The 19,556-nt window shown below is 30.8% G+C and carries 21 protein-coding genes and 1 pseudogene; 6 read left to right on the top strand and 16 right to left on the bottom strand.

The genetic code is table 11. The features are described 5' to 3' along the window. The 4 genes from ACOTVC_RS07875 to moaC form a co-directional block, all read right to left on the bottom strand. Nucleotides 1-1,275: hypothetical protein (locus ACOTVC_RS07875; protein WP_421628226.1), on the bottom strand; the 1,275-nt coding region annotated here is incomplete at its 3' end. 49 nt (nt 1,276-1,324) lie between these two features. Next, complete coding sequence (locus tag ACOTVC_RS07870; protein WP_421628224.1) at nt 1,325-2,446, bottom strand: hypothetical protein; 1,122 nt, start codon at nt 2,444-2,446, stop codon at nt 1,325-1,327. Nucleotides 2,447-2,458: 12 nt separating this feature from the next. Further along, nucleotides 2,459-2,722 carry a DUF493 family protein gene (locus tag ACOTVC_RS07865; protein WP_087685290.1) on the bottom strand — a complete coding sequence of 88 codons (264 nt, stop codon included), beginning with the start codon at nt 2,720-2,722 and terminating at the stop codon, nt 2,459-2,461. Continuing rightward, nucleotides 2,700-3,173: a cyclic pyranopterin monophosphate synthase MoaC gene (moaC, locus tag ACOTVC_RS07860; RefSeq protein ID WP_214115548.1), complete on the bottom strand. Its 474-nt coding sequence runs from the start codon at nt 3,171-3,173 to the stop codon at nt 2,700-2,702. The genes ACOTVC_RS07865 and moaC overlap by 23 nt, the downstream gene beginning before the upstream one ends. An 87-nt stretch (nt 3,174-3,260) precedes the next feature. On the opposite strand from moaC, the gene ACOTVC_RS07855 reads away from it, so the two are divergent. Next, nucleotides 3,261-3,410, top strand: coding sequence for a highly acidic protein (locus ACOTVC_RS07855; RefSeq protein ID WP_039640590.1), 150 nt, complete (start codon nt 3,261-3,263; stop codon nt 3,408-3,410). Nucleotides 3,411-3,940: 530 nt separating this feature from the next. On the opposite strand, the gene ACOTVC_RS07850 is transcribed toward ACOTVC_RS07855, so the two are convergent. Further along, nucleotides 3,941-4,417, bottom strand: coding sequence for a hypothetical protein (locus ACOTVC_RS07850; protein WP_039617266.1), 477 nt, complete (start codon nt 4,415-4,417; stop codon nt 3,941-3,943). A gap of 107 nt (nt 4,418-4,524) precedes the next feature. Between ACOTVC_RS07850 and ACOTVC_RS07845 the strand changes: the two genes are divergently transcribed. Next, the gene (locus ACOTVC_RS07845) at nt 4,525-4,908 is read left to right on the top strand and encodes a group III truncated hemoglobin (RefSeq protein ID WP_039627775.1); all 384 of its coding nucleotides are present in this window, start codon (nt 4,525-4,527) and stop codon (nt 4,906-4,908) included. A 14-nt stretch (nt 4,909-4,922) separates the two neighbouring features. On the opposite strand, the gene ACOTVC_RS07840 is transcribed toward ACOTVC_RS07845, so the two are convergent. From ACOTVC_RS07840 to recA, 4 genes are all read right to left on the bottom strand, one after another. Next, entirely contained in the window at nt 4,923-5,606 is a 684-nt protein-coding gene (locus ACOTVC_RS07840) for an AMIN domain-containing protein (protein ID WP_421628221.1), read from the bottom strand. Beyond that, a complete protein-coding gene (locus ACOTVC_RS07835) occupies nt 5,596-5,772 on the bottom strand; it encodes a hypothetical protein (RefSeq protein WP_421628220.1) in 177 nt (58 codons plus the stop codon). The genes ACOTVC_RS07840 and ACOTVC_RS07835 overlap by 11 nt, the downstream gene beginning before the upstream one ends. Nucleotides 5,773-5,873: 101 nt before the next feature. Continuing rightward, on the bottom strand, nt 5,874-7,118 hold the full coding sequence (gene eno / locus ACOTVC_RS07830; protein ID WP_421628218.1) for a phosphopyruvate hydratase: 1,245 nt from the start codon (nt 7,116-7,118) through the stop codon (nt 5,874-5,876). Further along, a complete protein-coding gene (gene recA, locus ACOTVC_RS07825) occupies nt 7,118-8,152 on the bottom strand; it encodes a recombinase RecA (RefSeq protein ID WP_039640601.1) in 1,035 nt (344 codons plus the stop codon). The genes eno and recA overlap by 1 nt, the downstream gene beginning before the upstream one ends. Before the next feature lie 110 nt (nt 8,153-8,262). Between recA and ACOTVC_RS07820 the strand changes: the two genes are divergently transcribed. The 3 genes from ACOTVC_RS07820 to ACOTVC_RS07810 are packed head-to-tail and all read left to right on the top strand — an operon-like array spanning nt 8,263 to nt 10,192. After that, nucleotides 8,263-9,126 (top strand): menaquinone biosynthesis family protein, encoded by an 864-nt coding sequence (locus ACOTVC_RS07820; RefSeq protein WP_214099054.1) that lies wholly within the window; start codon nt 8,263-8,265, stop codon nt 9,124-9,126. A gap of 26 nt (nt 9,127-9,152) precedes the next feature. After that, nucleotides 9,153-9,419: a flagellar biosynthesis protein FliQ gene (fliQ, locus tag ACOTVC_RS07815; RefSeq protein WP_012660903.1), complete on the top strand. Its 267-nt coding sequence runs from the start codon at nt 9,153-9,155 to the stop codon at nt 9,417-9,419. Next, on the top strand, nt 9,416-10,192 hold the full coding sequence (locus ACOTVC_RS07810) for a UDP-N-acetylmuramate dehydrogenase (protein WP_214099053.1): 777 nt from the start codon (nt 9,416-9,418) through the stop codon (nt 10,190-10,192). The genes fliQ and ACOTVC_RS07810 overlap by 4 nt, the downstream gene beginning before the upstream one ends. Here the strand turns inward: ACOTVC_RS07810 and ACOTVC_RS07805 are convergent. From ACOTVC_RS07805 to ACOTVC_RS07780, 6 genes are all read right to left on the bottom strand, one after another. Further along, nucleotides 10,185-10,835 (bottom strand): hypothetical protein, encoded by a 651-nt coding sequence (locus ACOTVC_RS07805; RefSeq protein WP_214099052.1) that lies wholly within the window; start codon nt 10,833-10,835, stop codon nt 10,185-10,187. The two genes, ACOTVC_RS07810 and ACOTVC_RS07805, sit on opposite strands and share 8 nt — an antisense overlap. Beyond that, on the bottom strand, nt 10,835-11,593 hold the full coding sequence (locus ACOTVC_RS07800) for a 3'(2'),5'-bisphosphate nucleotidase CysQ family protein (protein ID WP_214116510.1): 759 nt from the start codon (nt 11,591-11,593) through the stop codon (nt 10,835-10,837). Before ACOTVC_RS07800 ends, ACOTVC_RS07805 begins: the two co-directional genes overlap by 1 nt. Nucleotides 11,594-11,632: 39 nt before the next feature. Further along, entirely contained in the window at nt 11,633-12,811 is a 1,179-nt protein-coding gene (locus tag ACOTVC_RS07795; RefSeq protein ID WP_087685281.1) for a cation:proton antiporter, read from the bottom strand. Then, nucleotides 12,792-13,628 (bottom strand): biotin synthase, encoded by an 837-nt coding sequence (locus ACOTVC_RS07790; protein WP_214098046.1) that lies wholly within the window; start codon nt 13,626-13,628, stop codon nt 12,792-12,794. Before ACOTVC_RS07790 ends, ACOTVC_RS07795 begins: the two co-directional genes overlap by 20 nt. Further along, nucleotides 13,628-15,715: a type I DNA topoisomerase gene (topA, locus tag ACOTVC_RS07785; RefSeq protein ID WP_421628227.1), complete on the bottom strand. Its 2,088-nt coding sequence runs from the start codon at nt 15,713-15,715 to the stop codon at nt 13,628-13,630. Before topA ends, ACOTVC_RS07790 begins: the two co-directional genes overlap by 1 nt. 110 nt (nt 15,716-15,825) lie before the next feature. Continuing rightward, nucleotides 15,826-17,307, bottom strand: a complete 1,482-nt coding sequence (locus ACOTVC_RS07780; RefSeq protein WP_087685278.1) for a flagellin B — start codon at nt 17,305-17,307, stop codon at nt 15,826-15,828. Between the two features lie 159 nt (nt 17,308-17,466). Between ACOTVC_RS07780 and ACOTVC_RS07775 the strand changes: the two genes are divergently transcribed. Continuing rightward, nucleotides 17,467-18,945 carry a flagellin B gene (locus ACOTVC_RS07775; protein ID WP_421628214.1) on the top strand — a complete coding sequence of 493 codons (1,479 nt, stop codon included), beginning with the start codon at nt 17,467-17,469 and terminating at the stop codon, nt 18,943-18,945. 11 nt (nt 18,946-18,956) lie between these two features. On the opposite strand, the pseudogene ACOTVC_RS07770 reads toward ACOTVC_RS07775, so the two are convergent. Beyond that, nucleotides 18,957-19,556, bottom strand: a pseudogene (locus ACOTVC_RS07770) (hypothetical protein); the annotation flags it as partial.

Here is a 19,556-nt window from a genome sequence, read left to right as displayed (position 1 = left end):
ATTACCACTTTCTATTTCTTTAGCTGTATCTACTGATTGTTCTACTGCTTTCGCATCTTGTTCTAGTGCATTTTTAGTTCTAGTAATATTTTCATTGATGGCTTTTGCCATGATGTTTAATTCATCATTGTTTTTAGTATCTTCACTTAGTATTGTGTCTTTGGTTTCATGGTTTATAAATTTGAAAAAATGTAATAAGTTTTTTTGCAAATTAACAATTCGTGAACTTACCGCTTTATTTATATAGATAAATATTATAAAAGCAATGATGAAAATTACAAAAAGTGATGTTAGTGCTATAGTTGCTAAAAATTTTGTTATAGGCATTTGTATTGAGCTTATAGGAGCCATAGTAACTATAGACCAATAATCATCAGCATCGTCCCATACATTAAAATTTACTATTGCCGCTCTATTTGCATTTCCAGTGGAAGCTGGTGTGAAGTCAAATAACATATTAGTTTTAGTTTTTTGTGAGTTTATTATTAAGTTGGCACTAGGATGAGAATTGACTTCAGTGATATTTTTACCTATAAAATTAGTAGCAGGACTTACTACAATTAAACCATTTTCACTTATTAGTAATCTTTGATCATCTTTAAATACACTTCTCTCTGGATTTGTAAGTTCTTGCTGTAGTTGTGTTAAATCTCCTAAAGCCCCAATTATTCCAACTACTTTTCCATTGCGTATTATAGGAACGGCAATATTATAGGTTAAAATTTCTTTTTTATTGATAGTTAATTTTTGAGGTCTTCCTATAGTTTCTTTTTTTTGTTTTATTGCATTTTCAATGCTTTTTTGATTTAAAACAATATCTTCTGCTTGTATTAACTCAACCCCTCCTTTCTTCTTTGAGGTAGTATCGTGAAGTAGCATTAAAAACTTATTGGATTGCGTTAGAAGTTTGGGGTTAATATTAGTATATGTTGAGGTGTCGAGAATATATACATAGATATATGCTATCCAATTGTTAGAATCTAAGGCACCCTCTAGTATGTTTTTTATTCTATATTCTTCTATTGTTTCTTGTTTAGAAATAATACTATCAATGGCATTTTCTGCCCCCATTAAAGTAGAATATACACTTCCAGTAGCTCCTCTTACAATATTTGAATATCTAAAAGCACTAGTTTGGAGTAGTTTGTCAGCTTCTGTGTGTAAAATTTGTGAAGACTGTATAGCAATTATGCTTGCTAAAACCCCAACCCCTAAGATTATAATTGCAATGATAACCGCGACTATTTTAGTCCCTATTTTTAAATTTGAAAACAAAATCAACTCCTTGTTTTAAAAAATGAAGTTTATTCTAACTTAGTTATCATTAATTTTTTATTAATTTTTTAGCTTTCTCCCAAAGTCGAAGTCCTAATTCTTTTGCGTTGTTTTTATCTAAACTTTTATATTTATAGCTAGCAAGTTTTTCAAGATCATTTAACTCTTTAGTCAGAATATTAAGTTTGCTTTGTGCTAGCTTGCTAAAATCATCAATTTTTGGATTTTGTTTAATTTCATTAATTTTAATAAGAATTTGTTCTCTATTTTCTTGAATCAATCGTTTAAATTTAGCAAATAAAGTGTCAAATTTATTTTCTAGTAAATCTTTAAGTATATCTTTTACAGGATTGTTTAATTCTGCTGATAATTGCTTGAGTAATTGTATGAATTCTTGTTCTATATCTACGAGCTCTTTTTCTTTATTTTTTAAATTATATTCTAAAGCACTATATGCAAAACTTGTTTTAAATTTTTCAATTGCCAAAGAAATTCCCTCTTGTGTTCCATAAATACTTCCTATACACAAATCATACGCAAAAGCTTTTGATTCATTAGCAAGTTCAAAGGCGGAATTTAAGACTGTTTGGGAAATTTTTAAAATCCTTTCTTTTTCAAAACTTCCTTCGCAAATTGCATTAAAGACTAAATTTTTAGCAATCTCACAAGAAGTAAGTTCTATATTTTCACCTTTTTCTAAAGTTGTTATAAAAGCGCTTTCTGCGGTTTCTTTTAAAAGGCCTAGTATTTCTATATCATAAAGCATAGCATCATTGATGCTTATATTAAATTCATTTAAATTTAAACCCTTTAATGTTTTTTCTAGGTTAAAAAAATTATCACAAATTTTGTGTTTAATGGTATTTTTTTGCTCTTCAATTTTTGCTTTTAATTTACTGTGTTCATTAATATAAACAAAAAATGTTTTTTTATCTTCTTCTACTCTAGCTTTAATGATACCTTGGATTATTTTGGAAATATTTTCTTCATTTATAAGTTCAAGTTTTTCCAATACTTTAGAAAAGATTGCAAAAAGTTCTTCATTGCTAGCATTTTCAAAACTAATTTTTTTATAACTTAAATTAAAAACGAGATCTCCAATTAGGTTTGGAATTTCATTTTTTTCACAAGCTAGGAGAGAATTTTCAAAAATAATGACTAAATTTTTCATAATTTTTCCTTTTTATAGTACAAATTTGGCTTTGCTTTTTAATTGATTGAAGATATTTAAACGATCGCTCTTGCTATCAACATAAACACTTAAAAGATAACTTTTGTATGTGCCTTGTTTACTAGTATTTGAGACTTTATATTTAAATTCTCTTTCATTGAATATTTGAGTAAAAACTTCTAGAGCATCAATCTCAGCTTCAAAAACGACTTTATAATCCCAAAAAGTAGGGTAATTTATAATAGGTTCTTTTTTAAGATCGCAGATATTTACCACTTTTTCCTCCTTCTTTACTTTCTAAAGCTATATTAGTAATTTGCATGCTTTTATCAATGGCTTTGATCATATCATAAATAGTTAAAAGACCAATGCTAACAGCGGTTAAGCTTTCCATTTCAACTCCGGTTTTTCCTTCACATTGTACGGTTACGAAAAGTTTAAAAGAGTATTCTTCTTTATTTTCTTCTATATGAGTTTGTACTTTTGAAATCATTAAAGGATGACACATTGGAATGAGATTTGAAGTTTGCTTAGCTCCCATGATAGCTGCTGTAATGGCAGTTTGCAAAACAGGTCCTTTTTTAGCTTTGTTTTTAATGATAGCTTCAAATGCTTCTTTACTCATGTATATTTTACCACTTGCACAAGCTTTTCTTTGAGTAATATCTTTTTGGCTTACATCTACCATTTTAGGATGATTTTTTTCATCTAAATGCGTTAAATTCATATTTTTCCTTAAGTAAAGTTTGAAAAATTATACCAAAATGTATATTTTTATATTAAAATACTACTAAAAAATTTTAAAGGATTTATAATGGCTTATGATGATGAAGAATTTGAAAATTACGATGATGAAATAGATGATGATACTTATGCAAATAATCAAAGATCATATAATTATGATGATGATGATTATGAATACGATGATGATTATAGTGATGATGATACTTATGAGATGGATTAAGAGTGAGTAAAAATCTTAGTAAAAAGATATAAAATTTTTAGGTCTTTCTTTAATGAGAGATTTTAAATTTTTTTATGATTTTATCATTAGTATCCCTGATGTCGTACCTACTTCCCTATTTTATATTTGTTTATATATTTTTGCTATGAAAGTATAGTATTTTAGTACTTGTAAGAATTTGTCAAGGTATAGCTATAAGATAGAGAGAATTACTTAAGTATTCGAGCCTATATGTAAATATTTGGTATAGTTGTGCTCGTAGTTGGCTGTATATTAAATAGAATTTTGTTTGATAATAGGTATAGTGAAAGCTTGTGTGATTTTTTCTTAACTTGCTTGTTTTATTTTAATGCTCTTTATGCTAAAACATTTGAGTTTAAAGGTGTGTATTATTTGAGTGCTTGTTTTTTGTTAGTATGATGAATTTGTTTTTCAACGATAAGTAAAGTATTTATTTAAGATAAAATTCAGAACTTAATTTTTTACCTGTGTATTATTGGCATTTTATCTCACAACTTGCTTTATTTTAATTAGTAATACCCAACGCACATACTCTCAGTGATTTTAATACGCTTTTCCAAAGGAGTGGGGCTAAAAAAATGGCATTTTTCGATATAAATATTATAATTATAATCTAGCTTTAAAAGATCGTAAAATGCCTTTAAATTTACAAATTTAACCCCGCATACTTCTTTTATATCTAAGATTTTATAAATTTGAGAATTATTTTTTTCTACTAAATGAGATGGAGCTAAAGTAGTGAATGAGCAAAAGGCACTTGCTAATACATAGCCGCTTAAATTTTCACATTTTTGTATAAGATGTTGGTGTTTTTTTAAAACACTTTTTTTGTGTAAAAATACCACTCTTGTACCTTGATAGCGTGCTGCTTGAATATTTTTCCAAAATTTATAAGCGTTTTTAGAGATATTTGCTAATTGATGTAATTGCACATTTAAAACATAATCATCCAAGAACTGATTAGGCGGTAAAATGGTATAAGTCATAGTTTTTCTTTAGCTTTATTTTTAAAATTATACTAAAAATTGACTTTTGTTTATATTTTTAATCCATAAATTTAATACAATAAGTAAAAAATATTTTAAGGAAAAGCATGAAATTTGAAACTATTAATCATGATGGTATTAAAAAACTTATGGACGTTTTTTATGCAAAAGTTAGAGTAGATAAAGATTTAGGGCCTATTTTTAATGAGAAAATTGGTACAGATGATGAGAGTTGGAAAAAACATAAAGAAAAAATAGCAAGTTTTTGGGCGGGGATGTTTTTAGCTGATCCAAGTTATAGTGGTTCACCTTTGAGAGCCCATCATGAATTACCTCCATTTCCTAGAGAATTTTTTGATATTTGGCTTAACTTATTTGATGAAAGCTTACAGGAAGTTTTTGAGAATGAGCCAAGAAGTATTATCATAGAAAGAGCTAGAATGATAGCTCAAAGATTTCAAATGATTATTTATGATCATAGATTTGCTTAAGAGTTTAAAAACTCTTAGCGGTAGTTAAATGTGTGTAAATTTTCACTATGTGAATATTGATAGCTGTATTTTCCATCAAGATATATAACCAAGCGATAATACCCTTTATGTGATCCAAATACAACTTTTCTGACCTTTGCTGTATTTACCTGTAGTGTTTTGGTATTGAAATTTTGTTTTTTGGCAAAATCTATAATAATTTTAGTTGGATCTCCTATAGATAAATGTCTTAGTATTTTATCTTGGGTTTTGATATTGATTTTATTGTTGTAAAAACCAATGGAGATAAAATTATAAATATTTCCACTAAAAAGAGGTGTTTCTATGTTTAAAGTAGTATTGCTTTCTTCTGTTTTTGAGTTTTTATTTCCTTGTTTTTGCGGTACGGTTACAGATACATCAAGTATAGGCGTGGCATTTGGACTTTTAGTTTTTATAAATGAGTAGGTATCATGCCAATTAATACTTTTGTATATATCTAGAGTAGTTTGTTCTTCAGAGCCATCAAGGTTAATATAGGTAATGGTAATATTTTTTAAAATTCTCGCATTGGAATTAAAGTTAAAATCTTGTCTTTGAAAAGGACTAAGTTTGGCAAATTCGGTGTTTTGTTGGTCTATATTATTATCAAAAGGATTATCTTTTGCGTTTAAAAGTACACAAGATAATAAAAGCAGTATAAAAAAATTAATTCTCATGCGAATTTTCTCCTTTAAGTCTTAAAAGCTGCAAGTATTCTTTTTGGGCTTGGGCATTTTTAGCTTTTAAGACTATAATATTTTTTTCTAAAATTTTTTGCTCTTCTTTAAGTGTTAATAGCACATCTAATGAAGATTTGCCAAAAAACATATTACCAAAATACATTGCAACAATAATAGCTATAAATGATAAAGCAATAGTTTTGATGAGTTGATGACGAGCTTCCTTTTTTTTGGAATGCTCATCATACTCTTTTAATAAATCACTCAGAGTTTATCTCCTAAATACTCATCACTATCAAGTTCAATTTCTAATAAGCGATTATATTTAGCAGTTCTTTCACCTCTTGCTAAAGCTCCTGTTTTGATTTGTCCTGTATTAAGCGCTACTGCAAAATCAGCTATAAAAGCATCTTCGCTTTCGCCACTTCTATGACTCATAATACATCTATAGTTATTTCTATGAGCTAATCTTACTGTTCTCATGGTTTGAGTGATTGTTCCGATTTGATTAGGTTTAATCAATACAGCATTTGCCATATTTTTCATAATACCTTCTCTTAAAATATCTTCATTGGTTACAAACAAATCATCACCTACAAGTTGAACTTTATTGCCAAGCTTTTGAGTAAGTTTAATCCAACCTTCATAATCATCTTCAGCTAAACCATCTTCGATGCTAAAAATTGGATATTTAGCACATAATTCTTCATAACGTGCGATTAAGTCTTCACTTGAGAAAACTTTACCTTCTAAGTGATATTTACCATCTTTGTAAAGTTCACTACTTGCTACATCTAGTGCAAGTTTGATTTTATTTTCATAGCCTGCTTTTTTAATACAAGTCATTAAAAGATCAAGAGGTTCTGTATTGTTTGCTAAATTTGGCGCAAAACCACCCTCATCACCTAAAGCAGTAGAGTGACCTAGATTAGCTAATTCTTTTTTTAATACTGCATAAATTTCACAAACTGATCTTAACCCTTCTTTAAAGCTTGAAAAACCAAAAGGCATAATCATAAATTCTTGAAAATCTACGCTATTGTTTGCATGTGCACCACCATTGATGATATTACACATTGGCACAGGTAATACGCTTGCATTTGCTCCACCTAGGTAGCGATATAAAGGCACGCCTAGCGCATTAGCAGCAGCGCGTGCTGTTGCCATAGAAATTCCTAAAGTTGCATTTGCTCCTAGGTTAGAGTAGTTTTTTGTCCCATCAAGCTCTAAAAGAGTATTATCTAGTTGGGTTTGATTAAATGCATCAAGTCCTATAATGTTTTCAGCTATGGTGCCATTGATATTTTCAATAGCTTTTAAAACACCTTTTCCACCAAATCTTTCATCATTATCTCTTAATTCTAAAGCTTCTTTTTTTCCTGTGCTTGCACCACTTGGAACGATAGCGCTTCCCACGCTACCATCGCTTAACATGATTTCAGCTTTAATGGTAGGATTGCCTCTGCTATCTAAAACTTCAAAAGCTCTTAAATCTTCAATAATCAACATTATTCTTCTCCTTCATCGTCTTCTTTAGCGCCCAAAATCATACTATCTATACCGATTGAGTTTTGTATAGCTTGAGTGATTTCATCCGCAATAGTTGGATTTTCTTTTAAAAAGGCTTTAGCATTTTCTCTACCTTGGCCAAGTTTAGAAGCTTTATAAGAAAACCACGCACCACTTTTATCAATGATGTCAAGTTTTACACCATAGTCTATTAACTCACCTTCACGACTTACACCCTCGCCAAACATCACATCAAATTCAGCTTGTTTAAAAGGAGGAGCTACTTTATTTTTGGCTACTTTTACTTTAACACGGTTTCCAATAGGTTCATCATTTTGTTTTAAAGTGGCTGTTTTTCTTACATCCAAACGCACTGAAGCGTAAAATTTTAATGCATTTCCACCAGTTGTTGTTTCAGGTGTACCATAGCCCATCATGCCTATTTTCATACGAATTTGGTTAATGAAAATTACAGTAGTGTTCATTTTATGGACAATACCGGTGAGTTTTCTTAAAGCTTGGCTCATTAATCTTGCTTGAAGACCTACATGCTGATCTCCCATGTCACCTTCAATTTCTGCTTTTGGAGTAAGTGCAGCAACGCTATCTACTACTATTAGATCAATAGCCCCACTTCTTGCTATAGTTTCAACGATTTCTAAAGCTTGTTCTCCAAAGTCTGGTTGAGAGATGTAAAGATTTTCTGTATCAACACCTAAATTTTTTGCATATCTTACATCTAGCGCGTGTTCAGCATCGATAAATGCACAAACTCCACCTTTTTTTTGACATTCTGCTATGATGTGTAAGGTAAGGGTGGTTTTACCTGAGCTTTCAGGTCCATAAATTTCTATAATTCTTCCTTTTGGAACCCCGCCTATACCCAAAGCTAAATCAAGCCCAACTGAGCCTGTAGGAATAGAATCAATCTTTTCAACTTCTTTATCGCCAAGTCTTAAGATAGTGCCTTTTCCAAAGGTTTTATCAAGACTTTTTAAAGCTGCATCAAGTGATTTTCTTTTATTATCATCCATGCTTGTTAATCCTTTTATAATATGTTTAAAATTGTATCAAAAAGAAATTTAATATAAGTTTTTATTTTGAATTTTGCTAAAATACTTTTTTAAATTTTTCAAGGAAAAAAATGAATAAAAAAATTAGCGTAGCACACTCTCCTGATGCTGATGATATTTTTATGTATATGGCGATTAAATTTGGTTGGGTTGGGAATGCTTATGAGTATGAAAATACAGCTTTAGATATACAAACTTTAAATGAACTTGCATTACAAAATATATACGATATTAGTGCGATATCTTTTGCACTTTATCCTTTAATAGCTAGTGAATATGCTTTGTTAAAAACTGCTGTGAGTTTTGGCGAGGGTTATGGACCAAAGCTTATTAAGAAAAAAGATAAAAAATTAAAACCAAATTTTAAAGTTGCTTTGAGTGGAGCGCACACTACTAATGCTTTGATTTTTCGTATAAAATACCCACAAGCTAGGATAATTTATAAGAATTTTTTAGAGATTGAAAAGGCTGTTTTAGAAGATGAGGTTGATGCAGGGGTGCTTATACATGAGAGTATTTTAGAATTTGATTCTAGTTTGTGTGTTGAGGCTGAACTTTGGGATATTTGGCAAGAATTAGCCAAAGATGATTTGCCTTTACCTTTGGGTGGTATGGCACTTAGAAGATCTTTACCACTTAATGATGCAATAGCGGTTGAAAAAGATTTGATTAAAGCAGTAGAAGTAGCGGATAATAATAGAAAAATTTTAGCCTCTATGCTTTTAGAGCGTAATTTAATACGCGTTGATGCGCAAAAACTTGATGTGTATTTAAATTTATACGCAAATAAAAACTCTATAAATATGAATGATAAACAATACAATGCCATAGATAAGCTTTTTGAGCTTGGATTTAATCATGGATTTTATGAGAAATTAATAAAAAGCAAAGATTATCTTATACCTAGTGAGTATGAAGAATTTAGAAATTCTTGATAGAATTTAAATTTTAAGGAGAAAATATGGAAAGTACTTTAGTAGCCTTGGGTGTACAAACTTTTAAAATCACACTTATGCTTTCTTTACCTATGCTTTTAGCAGGGCTTATCGCAGGGCTTATTATAAGTATCTTTCAAGCTGTAACGCAAATTAATGAAGCTACGCTCTCTTTTGTGCCAAAAATTTTACTTGTTGTCGTGGTGATAGTATTTTTGATGCCTTGGATGATAAGTTCTATGATAGATTTTACAACGAATATTTTAAATCAAATTCCAAGTTTTATTCGATGATTATTGATTTTTCTAAGTATTCTTCTGTGCGTATAGGTGCGAGCTTTGAAGTGCAAGTGCTTGAAGAGCCTTGTGAATTTGATGGTTTTTTAATAGGCGGGGCAAATAATCTTTTAATTTCCCCAAAGCCTAAAAAACTTGGAATTTTAGGGAAAAGTTTTGATTATATTAAAATTTTAGAGCAAAATGAAAAAGGTATGTTTTTAGAGATAGGTTCTAGTGCGAAATCTTTTAAAATGTATCATTTTGCTAAAGAAAACAACTTAAAAGGCTTTGAGTTTTTAAGAAATATACCAGGAACTTTGGGTGGTATTTTAAAAATGAATGCAGGATTAAAAGATGAGGATATTAGCAAAAACTTAATCAGTATTTGCACTTTTAATCAAGAAATTTTAAAACAAAACATCGCTTTTGCTTATAGATTTAATCCTATTAAAGAAGTGATGTTTAGCGCGAAGTTTTTTTTAGAATATGGATTTGACCCAGTTAAAGATGAGCTTTTAAAAAATGCAAGAAAAAATCAACCCAAAGGTGCTAGTTTTGGCTCTATTTTTAAAAATCCCAAAAATGATCATGCAGGAAGGTTGATAGAGGCAGTTAATCTTAAAGGTTTTAGTAAAAATGATGCGATGTTTAGCAATGAACATGCAAATTTTTTAATCAATAAAAAACACGCTAGTTTTGATGATGCTTTATTTTTGATAGAGCTTGCTAAAAAAAGAGTTTTTGAAGAATTTGGGATTATTTTAGAAGAAGAAGTGGTGATCATATAGTATTTTTAATATCTTCATAAATAATTGTAGCTATTTCTTGGACTAATTCTTGGTAAGATTTCTTTTTATCATTTGTGCTAAATTGAGTATTGATAGTAAGAATTTTATGATCTTTTAGTTTTTTTGTTTTAGCATTAAAAAGTTTGTATTCTATGTCAGCTTTGACTTCAAAATTGGAAAAAAGCAAGAAATTTTGTTGGCTTGCTTGAATGCTTTTTAAATCTAGTAAAATAATAAAATCAGCCTTTTTAAAACGATTAAATTCTAAAAACTCACTTGCATTGATGAAATTTTTATTTTTTTGTAAGATATCTTGACTATTAATATAAGTTTGATTTTCTTTTTGACTAAGCAAGGCAAAATTATTTTGCTCATTTAAAATAGCACTTAATGCTTTTAGCGTGTCTTTTGCCATGGTTTTAGCATCGATTTTTAAGTTTGAAAAATAAAAATTATATTCTTTTTCATAGCTTGGCACTAAAGCTAAGGTGTTAATGTGTGAGAGTTTATCATAATTTATATTTTGCTCAAGATTGATGATGTTAAAATCATCGTTATTTTGCAATTTGACGATTTTTTTATTCGCAAAAGAGTTAGCATAAATAGCACTTAAAAAACAAAAAAATATTAAAAAAAATCTCACTAAAAACCTTTTAATTTAAATTCATTCTTAGCAAAAGCTATAAAACTTGGAAGTTTAAAATCAGGACTATTGTAATCTAAAGCCTTTTTATCAAAATCATATAAAATTCCACCATTTTGGTTGACTAAAAAATCTCCCGCAGCTATATCCCAAGCTTTTGGGCCACCAAAACGTGGGTAAATTCCAGCTTTTGCTTCAAGTAAATATACAAATTTCAAAGCAGATGAAACCTTAATGCCTTCAAGATGATTTTGAATGAAAAAATCTTCATTATTATCATGATTTTTAGAGTAAAGGGCTATATTTTTAACTTTTTCATATTGCGCTAAGTTAAGATTTAAAATTTCATTATTTTTATAAACTTTAGTATGAATATGTGCATAATAAAATGCATGATTTTCCACATCACCTATGAGTGAAAGTATAGGGGTGTTTTTGTGGATTAATGCGATTAAAACGCAATATTCTTTATCTTTTTTAGCATAAGATTTAGTGCCATCAAGTGGATCTATAAGCCAAAAATATTCTAAATTTTTTCTTTTTTCATAAGAAAGTATATTTTCTTCAGAGCATATAGCTATATCGCTTGAAGCTAAAATCTCACTAATAGCTTCATTAGATTTTATATCAGCTAAACCTACTGGAGAATCATCATCTTTAAGCCACAAGGTATTTTTGTCTTTATATTCAAGCAATACTTTTGAGGCTTCCTTACCTGCTTTTAAGGCTAATTCTAAAAGTGTGTCTAAATTTTTCATAAAAAAAGTATAGCAGTTTTATATAAATACTTAGTAGAGTTATTTTCTACTAAGATTATTGATAAATTTAATCAAGCTAATGGCCAAAATTGCTTCAAGTAAAGCAGTAAGCACTAATCCTGAGTATATATCTTGAGTGATGATATTAGTTTGATAAGAAAGCGTAGCTACTGCGATGAGTAAGGTTAGTGGCATAGAATGGCTTAGGCCAAATAAAAAGGTATTTTTCAAACCAAGTATTTTTACAAAAGTCATAGCACAAAGTATTCTTAGTCCTATCATAAAGGCAGTTAGCGAAAAAGCTATGAGCAAAACTTGAGGGTTTAAAAGCATTTGAAGCTTAAAGCTTGAGCCTATGTAGATGAAAAATATAGGGATTAAAAAGCCATAACCAAAACTAGAAAGTTTATGCTCTAAGTCTTTTTTATGATCAAAAAAAGTAGCTATAAATGAGCCTGCTATAAAAGCTCCAAGTGCAACTTCAAGTTTAAAATAAATCATAATCGCAACTATAGCTATGAAAATTGCCATGCAAAATCTTATATCTTTTTCGTTTTGATCTTGCCAAGGCATGAGTATGGTTTTAAGCTGTGGATACCACCAAAACAGCACTTCTAAAAATTTAAATCCAAAAATACAAAGTGCTAAAAATCCCACTAAATATAATAAATTTTGAGTGAGCGAGAAAAGATCGGCTCCTTTTCCCAAAAATGCCGCAGCTATGGTAAGCAAAACTATGCTTACGACTTCAGCTAAAGTAGCTACTACCATGGATACATTAAGCCATTCACAGTTTTTACCAAAGTCTCTATAGAGTGTCGAGAGTAAACCCACACTCATAACAGGTATAATAATGACAAAAATATAAGAAATATCTATACTTTCAACTGCTAAAACACTAAAAGCATATAAAAGTATGATGTAGATAAAAGCTTTATTAAGTAAGCTTCTTTCAGTGTTTAAAAAGGTTTTAAGATTAATTTCCATGCCTGCTATAAACATAAGATAATAAAATCCTGCATTAGCTAAAAGCTTAAAATTCTCACTTTCTCCTATGAAACCCAAAAATCCTATAAAAGAGCCAAGCATGATTTCAGTGGCTGAAAGTGGGAGTTTTAAAAATTTAGCAATATAAGGTGAAGTTAGCAAACATCCCGCTACGACTAATAAAATTTTTAAATCCGTAGCAGCTTGAGCATCAATGGCATGAGCTAGCAAAGCTAAATCCCATTTGTCTTAGTTTTTGTATGTCTTTGCTAGGTTCTTCGCCTTTAGTTGTAAGATAATCACCCACTACTATAGCACTAGCTCCTGCATCAAAAATTTCATATTGTCTTTCTTTTAGCACTACTTCTCTACCACCTGCTACCATGATATGTGCATTTGGTAAGTCTTTTTTGGTATCTTTGATGATATTTAACGCCTCATCAGTATTTAATAAATCTTGTTTGAGTTTTAAATTTTCATTTGGTATGAAAAAATTAATAGGCGAGGAAAAAGGATCAAGCTCTTTTAAACTTGCTCTAAAACTTTTTCTATCAGCTTCGCTTTCTCCAAGACCATAAATTCCACCACAGCAAAGCATTAAACCTGCTTCTTTAGCATAAAGATTAGTTTGAAATCTTTGCTCCCAAGTATGTGTAGAGCAAATGTTTGGAAAAAATTCTTTGGAAGTTTCTAGATTGTGATTGTAAGAAAAAATTCCTGCTTTTTTTAATTCTTTGAGTTGTTCTAAATTTGCTATACCATTACAAGCTATAAGTAAAAGCCCTTCTACTTCTTTTTGCACTGCATGAGCTACTTTGCACACATACTCAAGTTTTTCATCATCAAGCCCAGCTCCTGCTGTGACCAAGCAAAAACCCAAAGCTTCATTTTTCTTAGCTATTTTGGCTTCTAAGATGATTTGGTTTATATCTTTTCTTTTGTATTTATTGATATTGGTTTTTACATGAGCGCTTTGAGTGCAGTATTTGCAGTCCTCCCCGCACCCTCCACTTGCTATATTAGATATAGCACAAAGCATGATTTGCATTAAATTTCCTTTTTGATTTTGCATTTTAAGCACTCTAAAAATATACCTTTTTTAAGTTCTTTGATGATCAAAGTTTCACCACATTCGCTACATTTTTCTTCACTTGGTTTGTATTTGCTTATATAGTTGCATTTTGGATAAGCGCTGCAACCATAAAATTTACCACGCTTAGAAAAACGCTCCACGATCTCGCCTTCTTGGCAGCTTGGACATTTTACGCCTATGGTATTGAGTTTTTTCTCATTTTTTTCTTCATTTTGTGTTTCTTGTTTTAAATTTCTTGAGTATTTGCATTTTGGAAAATTTAAACAAGCTATAAATTCTCCATATCTTCCTTTTCTTATAGCAAGTTCACCACCACAATCAGGGCAGGCTTCATCTAATTTTGTAAAAGTTTTTTGGCTTTTTATATTTTTTTTACCTTCATCAATTTTTCTCATAAAAGGAAAATAAAACTCTCTTAAAACTTCTTGCCAGTCCATTTTACCTTCTGCAATGATGTCAAGTTTATCTTCCATTTTAGAAGTAAAATCACTATCTACTATATCACTAAAGTTTTGCTCTAAAACTTCTGTCACAACAAAGGCTATTTCATTAGGTATGATTTGCTTTTTATCTATATGCACATATTCTCTTGCACTAAGTAAAGAGATGGTTGGAGCATAAGTAGAAGGGCGTCCTATACCAAGATTTTCTAACTTTTTAACAAGTCCAGCTTCAGAGTATCTTGAAGGTGGCTCGGTAAAATGTGAGCTTAATTCTATATTTTGGATATTTAATGTATCTTTTAGTTTTAAATTAGGTAAAATTTTATCTTTGTCCATATCTCCATATACTTTATAATGCCCATCAAATAAAATTTTTCTACCACTTATTTTAAAACTTGCTTCATTTGATTTTGCATAGACATTTTGAGTTTGAGAGATGGCAGGATTCATCTGTGAAGCTAGGAAGCGATTATATATTAAAGTATATAATCTTGCTTCATCTTTTTCTAAAAATTCACTTGCAAGCTTTGGAGTAAAGCTAAGATTGGTCGGTCTTATAGCTTCGTGTGCTTCTTGAGCGCCTTTGCTTTTGGTGGTGTAAATATTTGCCTTGCTTGGCAAGTATTCTTTACCAAAATCATTTTTGATGAGTTTTCTTACTTCTTCTAAGGCTTCTTTTGCGATGTTTAAGCTATCAGTTCTCATATAAGTGATTACACCCATAATACCTTGATGGGTTTTTACGCCCTCATAAAGTTTTTGGGCAATCATCATGGTTTTTTTAGGGTTAAAACCTAGGCGATTGCTCGCACTTTGTTGTAGGGTTGAGGTCATAAAAGGTGCTTGTGGAGCTATTTTTCTATCTTTGCTTTCTATATCTTTTATTTTAAAGTTAGCATTTTTACAAGCTTCAAAGATGAGTTTGGCTCTATCTTCATTAGTTAGACTTAGTTTTTCTATCTTTTGATTTTGAAACTCAACTAATTCAGCTTGCAAGTCTTTTTCAAAAATCATATCTATACTAAAGTATTTCAAAGGAACAAAAGCTTTGATTTCTCTTTCTCTATCGACGATGATTTTTAAAGCTGCACTTTGCACACGTCCTGCGCTTAGGCCTTTTTGAATTTTTTGATTGAGTAAAGGACTTAATTTATAGCCTACTATGCGATCAAGCAAGCGTCTGGTTTGTTGAGCATTGACGCTATTTACATTTAAGGATCTTGGATTTTTTAAAGCATTTTCTATAGCACTTTTAGTAATCTCATGAAAAACTATGCGTGGCAGGGAATTTTCATCTTTATTAATAGCTTTAGCTATATGATAAGCTATGGCTTCACCCTCACGATCCTCATCGGTTGCAAGGTAGATGGTTTTGGCTTTTTTAGCTTTTTCTTTAAGTTCTTTTACTAAGCTTGAATGATCATTTGAAATTCTATATTCTGGTTTAAAATTTTCATCTTCTATTTTTATACCAAAGCTAGTTTTAGGTAAATCTCTAATATGTCCTTTAGAGGCTATTACTTCATAGTCTTTGCCTAGAAAATTACCTATGGTTTTAGCTTTAGCAGGTGATTCTACTATGATTAAATTTTTCATTATTTTCCTTGTGAGGATTAAAATTAGTAAAAGTGTATAAAAAAAAGTTAAATTTTTTGCTTAGAAAAGAAGAAAAGCCCACCAAAAGGTGAGCTTAGGAAATCGTAAATTAACTACTGAAGTAATCTTAATACATTTTGAGAAGCCGCATTTGCTTGAGCCATAGCGTAAGATCCACTTTGAGCTAGGATGTTAGCTTTAGAGTAGTTTGCGCTTTCGCTTGCAAAATCAACATCTCTAATTTGTGATTCAGCAGCTTTAACATTAACTTGAGTTACGCTAATGTTGTTAATAGTTGATGTAATTTGATTTTGTGTAGCACCGATATTTGCTCTAATGGTGTCAAGATTTGCTATAGCAGTATCAGCTATATCCATAACAGCCATTGCGCCTTGAAGTGTAGTCACACCGGCTGATTGTTTACTTCCAGCTAAAGCAGCCGTTGTCATAGCGTTAAAGCCCATAGCAGAAGCAATGTCAGCTGAAATTTGACCCTTAACTGACTCTAAGTTTACTGTAGCTTCAGCTGTTGTTGCACCAGAACCTATACCAAGTACAGATACTTTCGTTCCTGAAATGATAATATCGCTACCATCGTTTTTAACTAAAGAAAGTCTTCCATAGTTTACAGAAGCTACAACACCGCTTAAAGAAGTTCCTAAACCACCATCAAGAACGATGCCTCTACCATCAGCTGAATTTAAAACTAATTGGCCATTTACTATAGAAGCTTCAACACCAGTTGTATCTTTTTTAGCATTAATTGCTGAAACTAAAGCCCCATCTTTATCGCCATCTTTTACTTCCACTTTACCAATAACAACACCGTTTATTTTAAAATCTTCTCCTGTTGTTCCTGCTTTTATGGTCCCACTTGATATGGTTTGAACATGTGCTGTAGCTCTAACTCCTGTAATGTCTGAAGATTTGTTAATCTCAGCTGCTAAAGCACCAAGCCCAGTTCCAGCACTATAAGAAATAGCAACAGCTTGAACTTTAAAATCATTAACACCATCATAATTTTTAATTGTAAAACCTGTAGTACTATCGGCTGTTATTCTCGCGCCTGTTTCAAAACGCGTTTGACCAATTTTTCCTGAATTGGTTGCACCTATGGTTGCATTTACAGTTTGATTTGCTTTATCGCCTATTTGAAATTGTGCATTGGAAAAAGAACCACTTAAAAGTTGCTTGCCATTATAGGTAGTGGTGTTTGCTATGTTATCAAGCTCTTCCATGAGTTTATTAATTTCACCTTGAATCATAGCTCTTGTTTTTGCTGTTTGACCATCTTGAGCAGCTTGAGTAGCTTTTACCTTAATAGTGTCAAGTATTTTTAATTGTTCATCCATAGCTTTATCAGCTATTTGAAGCATACTGTTTGCATCATTTGCATTGTTAATAGCTTGACCTAAAGAGTTAGCTTGGGTTTTTAAGCTATCTGCTATGGCTAGACCAGAAGCATCATCAGCTGCAGAATTTATTCTCAAACCTGAACTAAGTCTTGCTAAAGAGCTATCTAATGCTCTTGAATTTAACCCTGCATTTACTTGAGCATTTAAAGATGCTACATTTGTGTTAATACGAAATCCCATTTTAAATCCTTTTAAATATATTCGACACCCTCATGCTGTCGTTTAAACTATATCGGAGATGAAAAAAAAAGTTTTATATTTTTATATGAAAATATTTTTATATTTTTTGGAACAGTATTTGCTTTTAGTAAGTTAAGCAATATTTTGAAAGGATTTAAAATGGGTTTTAGAATAAACACCAATATAGGTGCAATGAATGCACATGCAAATTCAGTAATCACAGCTAGAGAATTAGATAAATCTCTAGGAAGACTTAGTTCAGGTTTGAGAATAAATTCTGCAGCTGATGATGCTTCTGGTATGGCTATAGCGGATTCTTTGAGAAATCAAGCAGCTTCTTTAGGTCAAGCTATTAACAATGGTAACGATGCTATAGGTATTTTACAAACAGCTGATAAAGCTATGGATGAACAATTAAAAATACTTGACACTATTAAGGTAAAAGCTACTCAAGCTGCCCAAGATGGTCAAACTACAAAAACTAGAACGATGATACAAAATGAAATCAATCGTTTGATGGAAGAGCTTGATAATATAGCAAATACTACAGCTTTTAATGGTAAACAGCTTTTAAGTGGGAATTTTGTAAATCAAGAATTTCAAATCGGTGCTCAGTCTAATCAAACTGTCCATGCGACCATAGGACCAACTCAATCAGGAAAAATAGGTCATACACGTTTTGAAACAGGTGTAAGGGTAACTGCATCAGGCACTTCTAATTTGGTTTTAAAATCATATGATGGGGTTAATGACTATAAATTTCAATCAGTAGTAATTTCTACTAGTGTTGGAACTGGACTTGGTGCCTTAGCAGATGAGATTAATAAAGTAGCTGATAAAACTGGTGTTAGAGCAACTGCTGTGGTTCAAACTATATCAAGCGGGGCTTTGCCTGCTGGTAAAACTGGGGCAGATTTTTCTATTAATGGTGTTGTTATCGGACAGGTTGATGTTAAACCAGGAGATAAAGATGGGGCTTTGGTGGCTGCAATTAATGCTAAAAAAGATACAACTGGTGTTGAAGCTTCTGTAGTGGATGGTAAACTCATTTTAAATTCAGCTGATGGTAGAGGTATTGAATTAGGTGGTTCTTTGGGAACTTCTTTAAGCGGTGTTGTAGCTTCTGTAAATTATGGAAGATTATCTTTGGTTAAAAACGATGGTAGAGATATTTTAGTTTCCGGAGGTTCTACAATAGGTTTTGGTCAAAATGGTTCTTCTGCAGCACAGGCTACTGTAAATTTAGAATCAGTAAAAGGTCAAATTTCGGCTGATATAGCTTCTGCTATGGGCTTTAATGCTATGAGTACTGCTGAAAATATAACTACTCCAAAAAGCGCTGGTGTAACTACTCTTAGGGGTGCTATGGCTGTAATGGATTTGGCTGATAGTGCTATTACTACACTTGATAATATTAGAGCTGATATTGGTGCGGTGCAAAATCAAATCACAGCTACGATTAATAATATCAGTGTAACTCAAGTAAATATTAAATCAGCTGAATCAACCATAAGAGATGTTGACTTTGCTGCTGAGAGTGCAAATTTTTCTAAATATAATATTCTAGCTCAAAGTGGATCTTATGCTATGAGCCAGGCAAATGCTGTACAACAAAATGTATTAAAACTTTTACAGTAGTTAAAGCCCTTTTAAAGGGCTTTAAAATTAACTTTTTTTATTGCTTCGTTTTGTATAGTTAAAAAACTAATAAAATTTTCAAGCCACTCTTTATTTGCTTTTAGCCATTCTATATTTTTTAAGGATTTTTCTTCTTCTGTATTGATAGATTTAGCATAAATAATAGCTAGATTGCTTTCAAGATGAAAAAATAATGGTTCAAATAATTCACTTTTAATAAAAGAATTTTTATAAACTTTTATTTTAAAAGAATCGATTTTTTTAATTAGTGAAAGGATGTTTTTGCTTGATTTGCTTTCAAGAATTTTATTGATTTGAGACAAAAGATTGTTTCCTTGTTGTAGGTATTTTGATAGAATATTTAATTGTTTATTGATAGTAAAATGCATTTTTATGATATGTTTTTCCAGTTTTTTTTGATTTTTTATTGGAAAAATAAAGCGAGGTTTTTCTTTTTTTAAGAATTCTTCACAAACTTTTTTAAAGGTAATTTCTAATGCTCCTTCTATCCTAGCTCCACCTTCTGTGGCATTATAGGTTGTAATGTTGATTTTTTTGACTAACTCTATATCTCTTTGAAAGGTTTTTCTAAAAATATCCCAACACATATT

Origin of the sequence: Campylobacter sp. GB48, from assembly GCF_049221845.1 — a bacterium.
GTDB lineage: Bacteria > Campylobacterota > Campylobacteria > Campylobacterales > Campylobacteraceae > Campylobacter_D > Campylobacter_D lari_C.
Note: the sequence above shows the minus strand (reverse complement) of the source record. Positions and strands in the feature narration are given on the sequence as shown.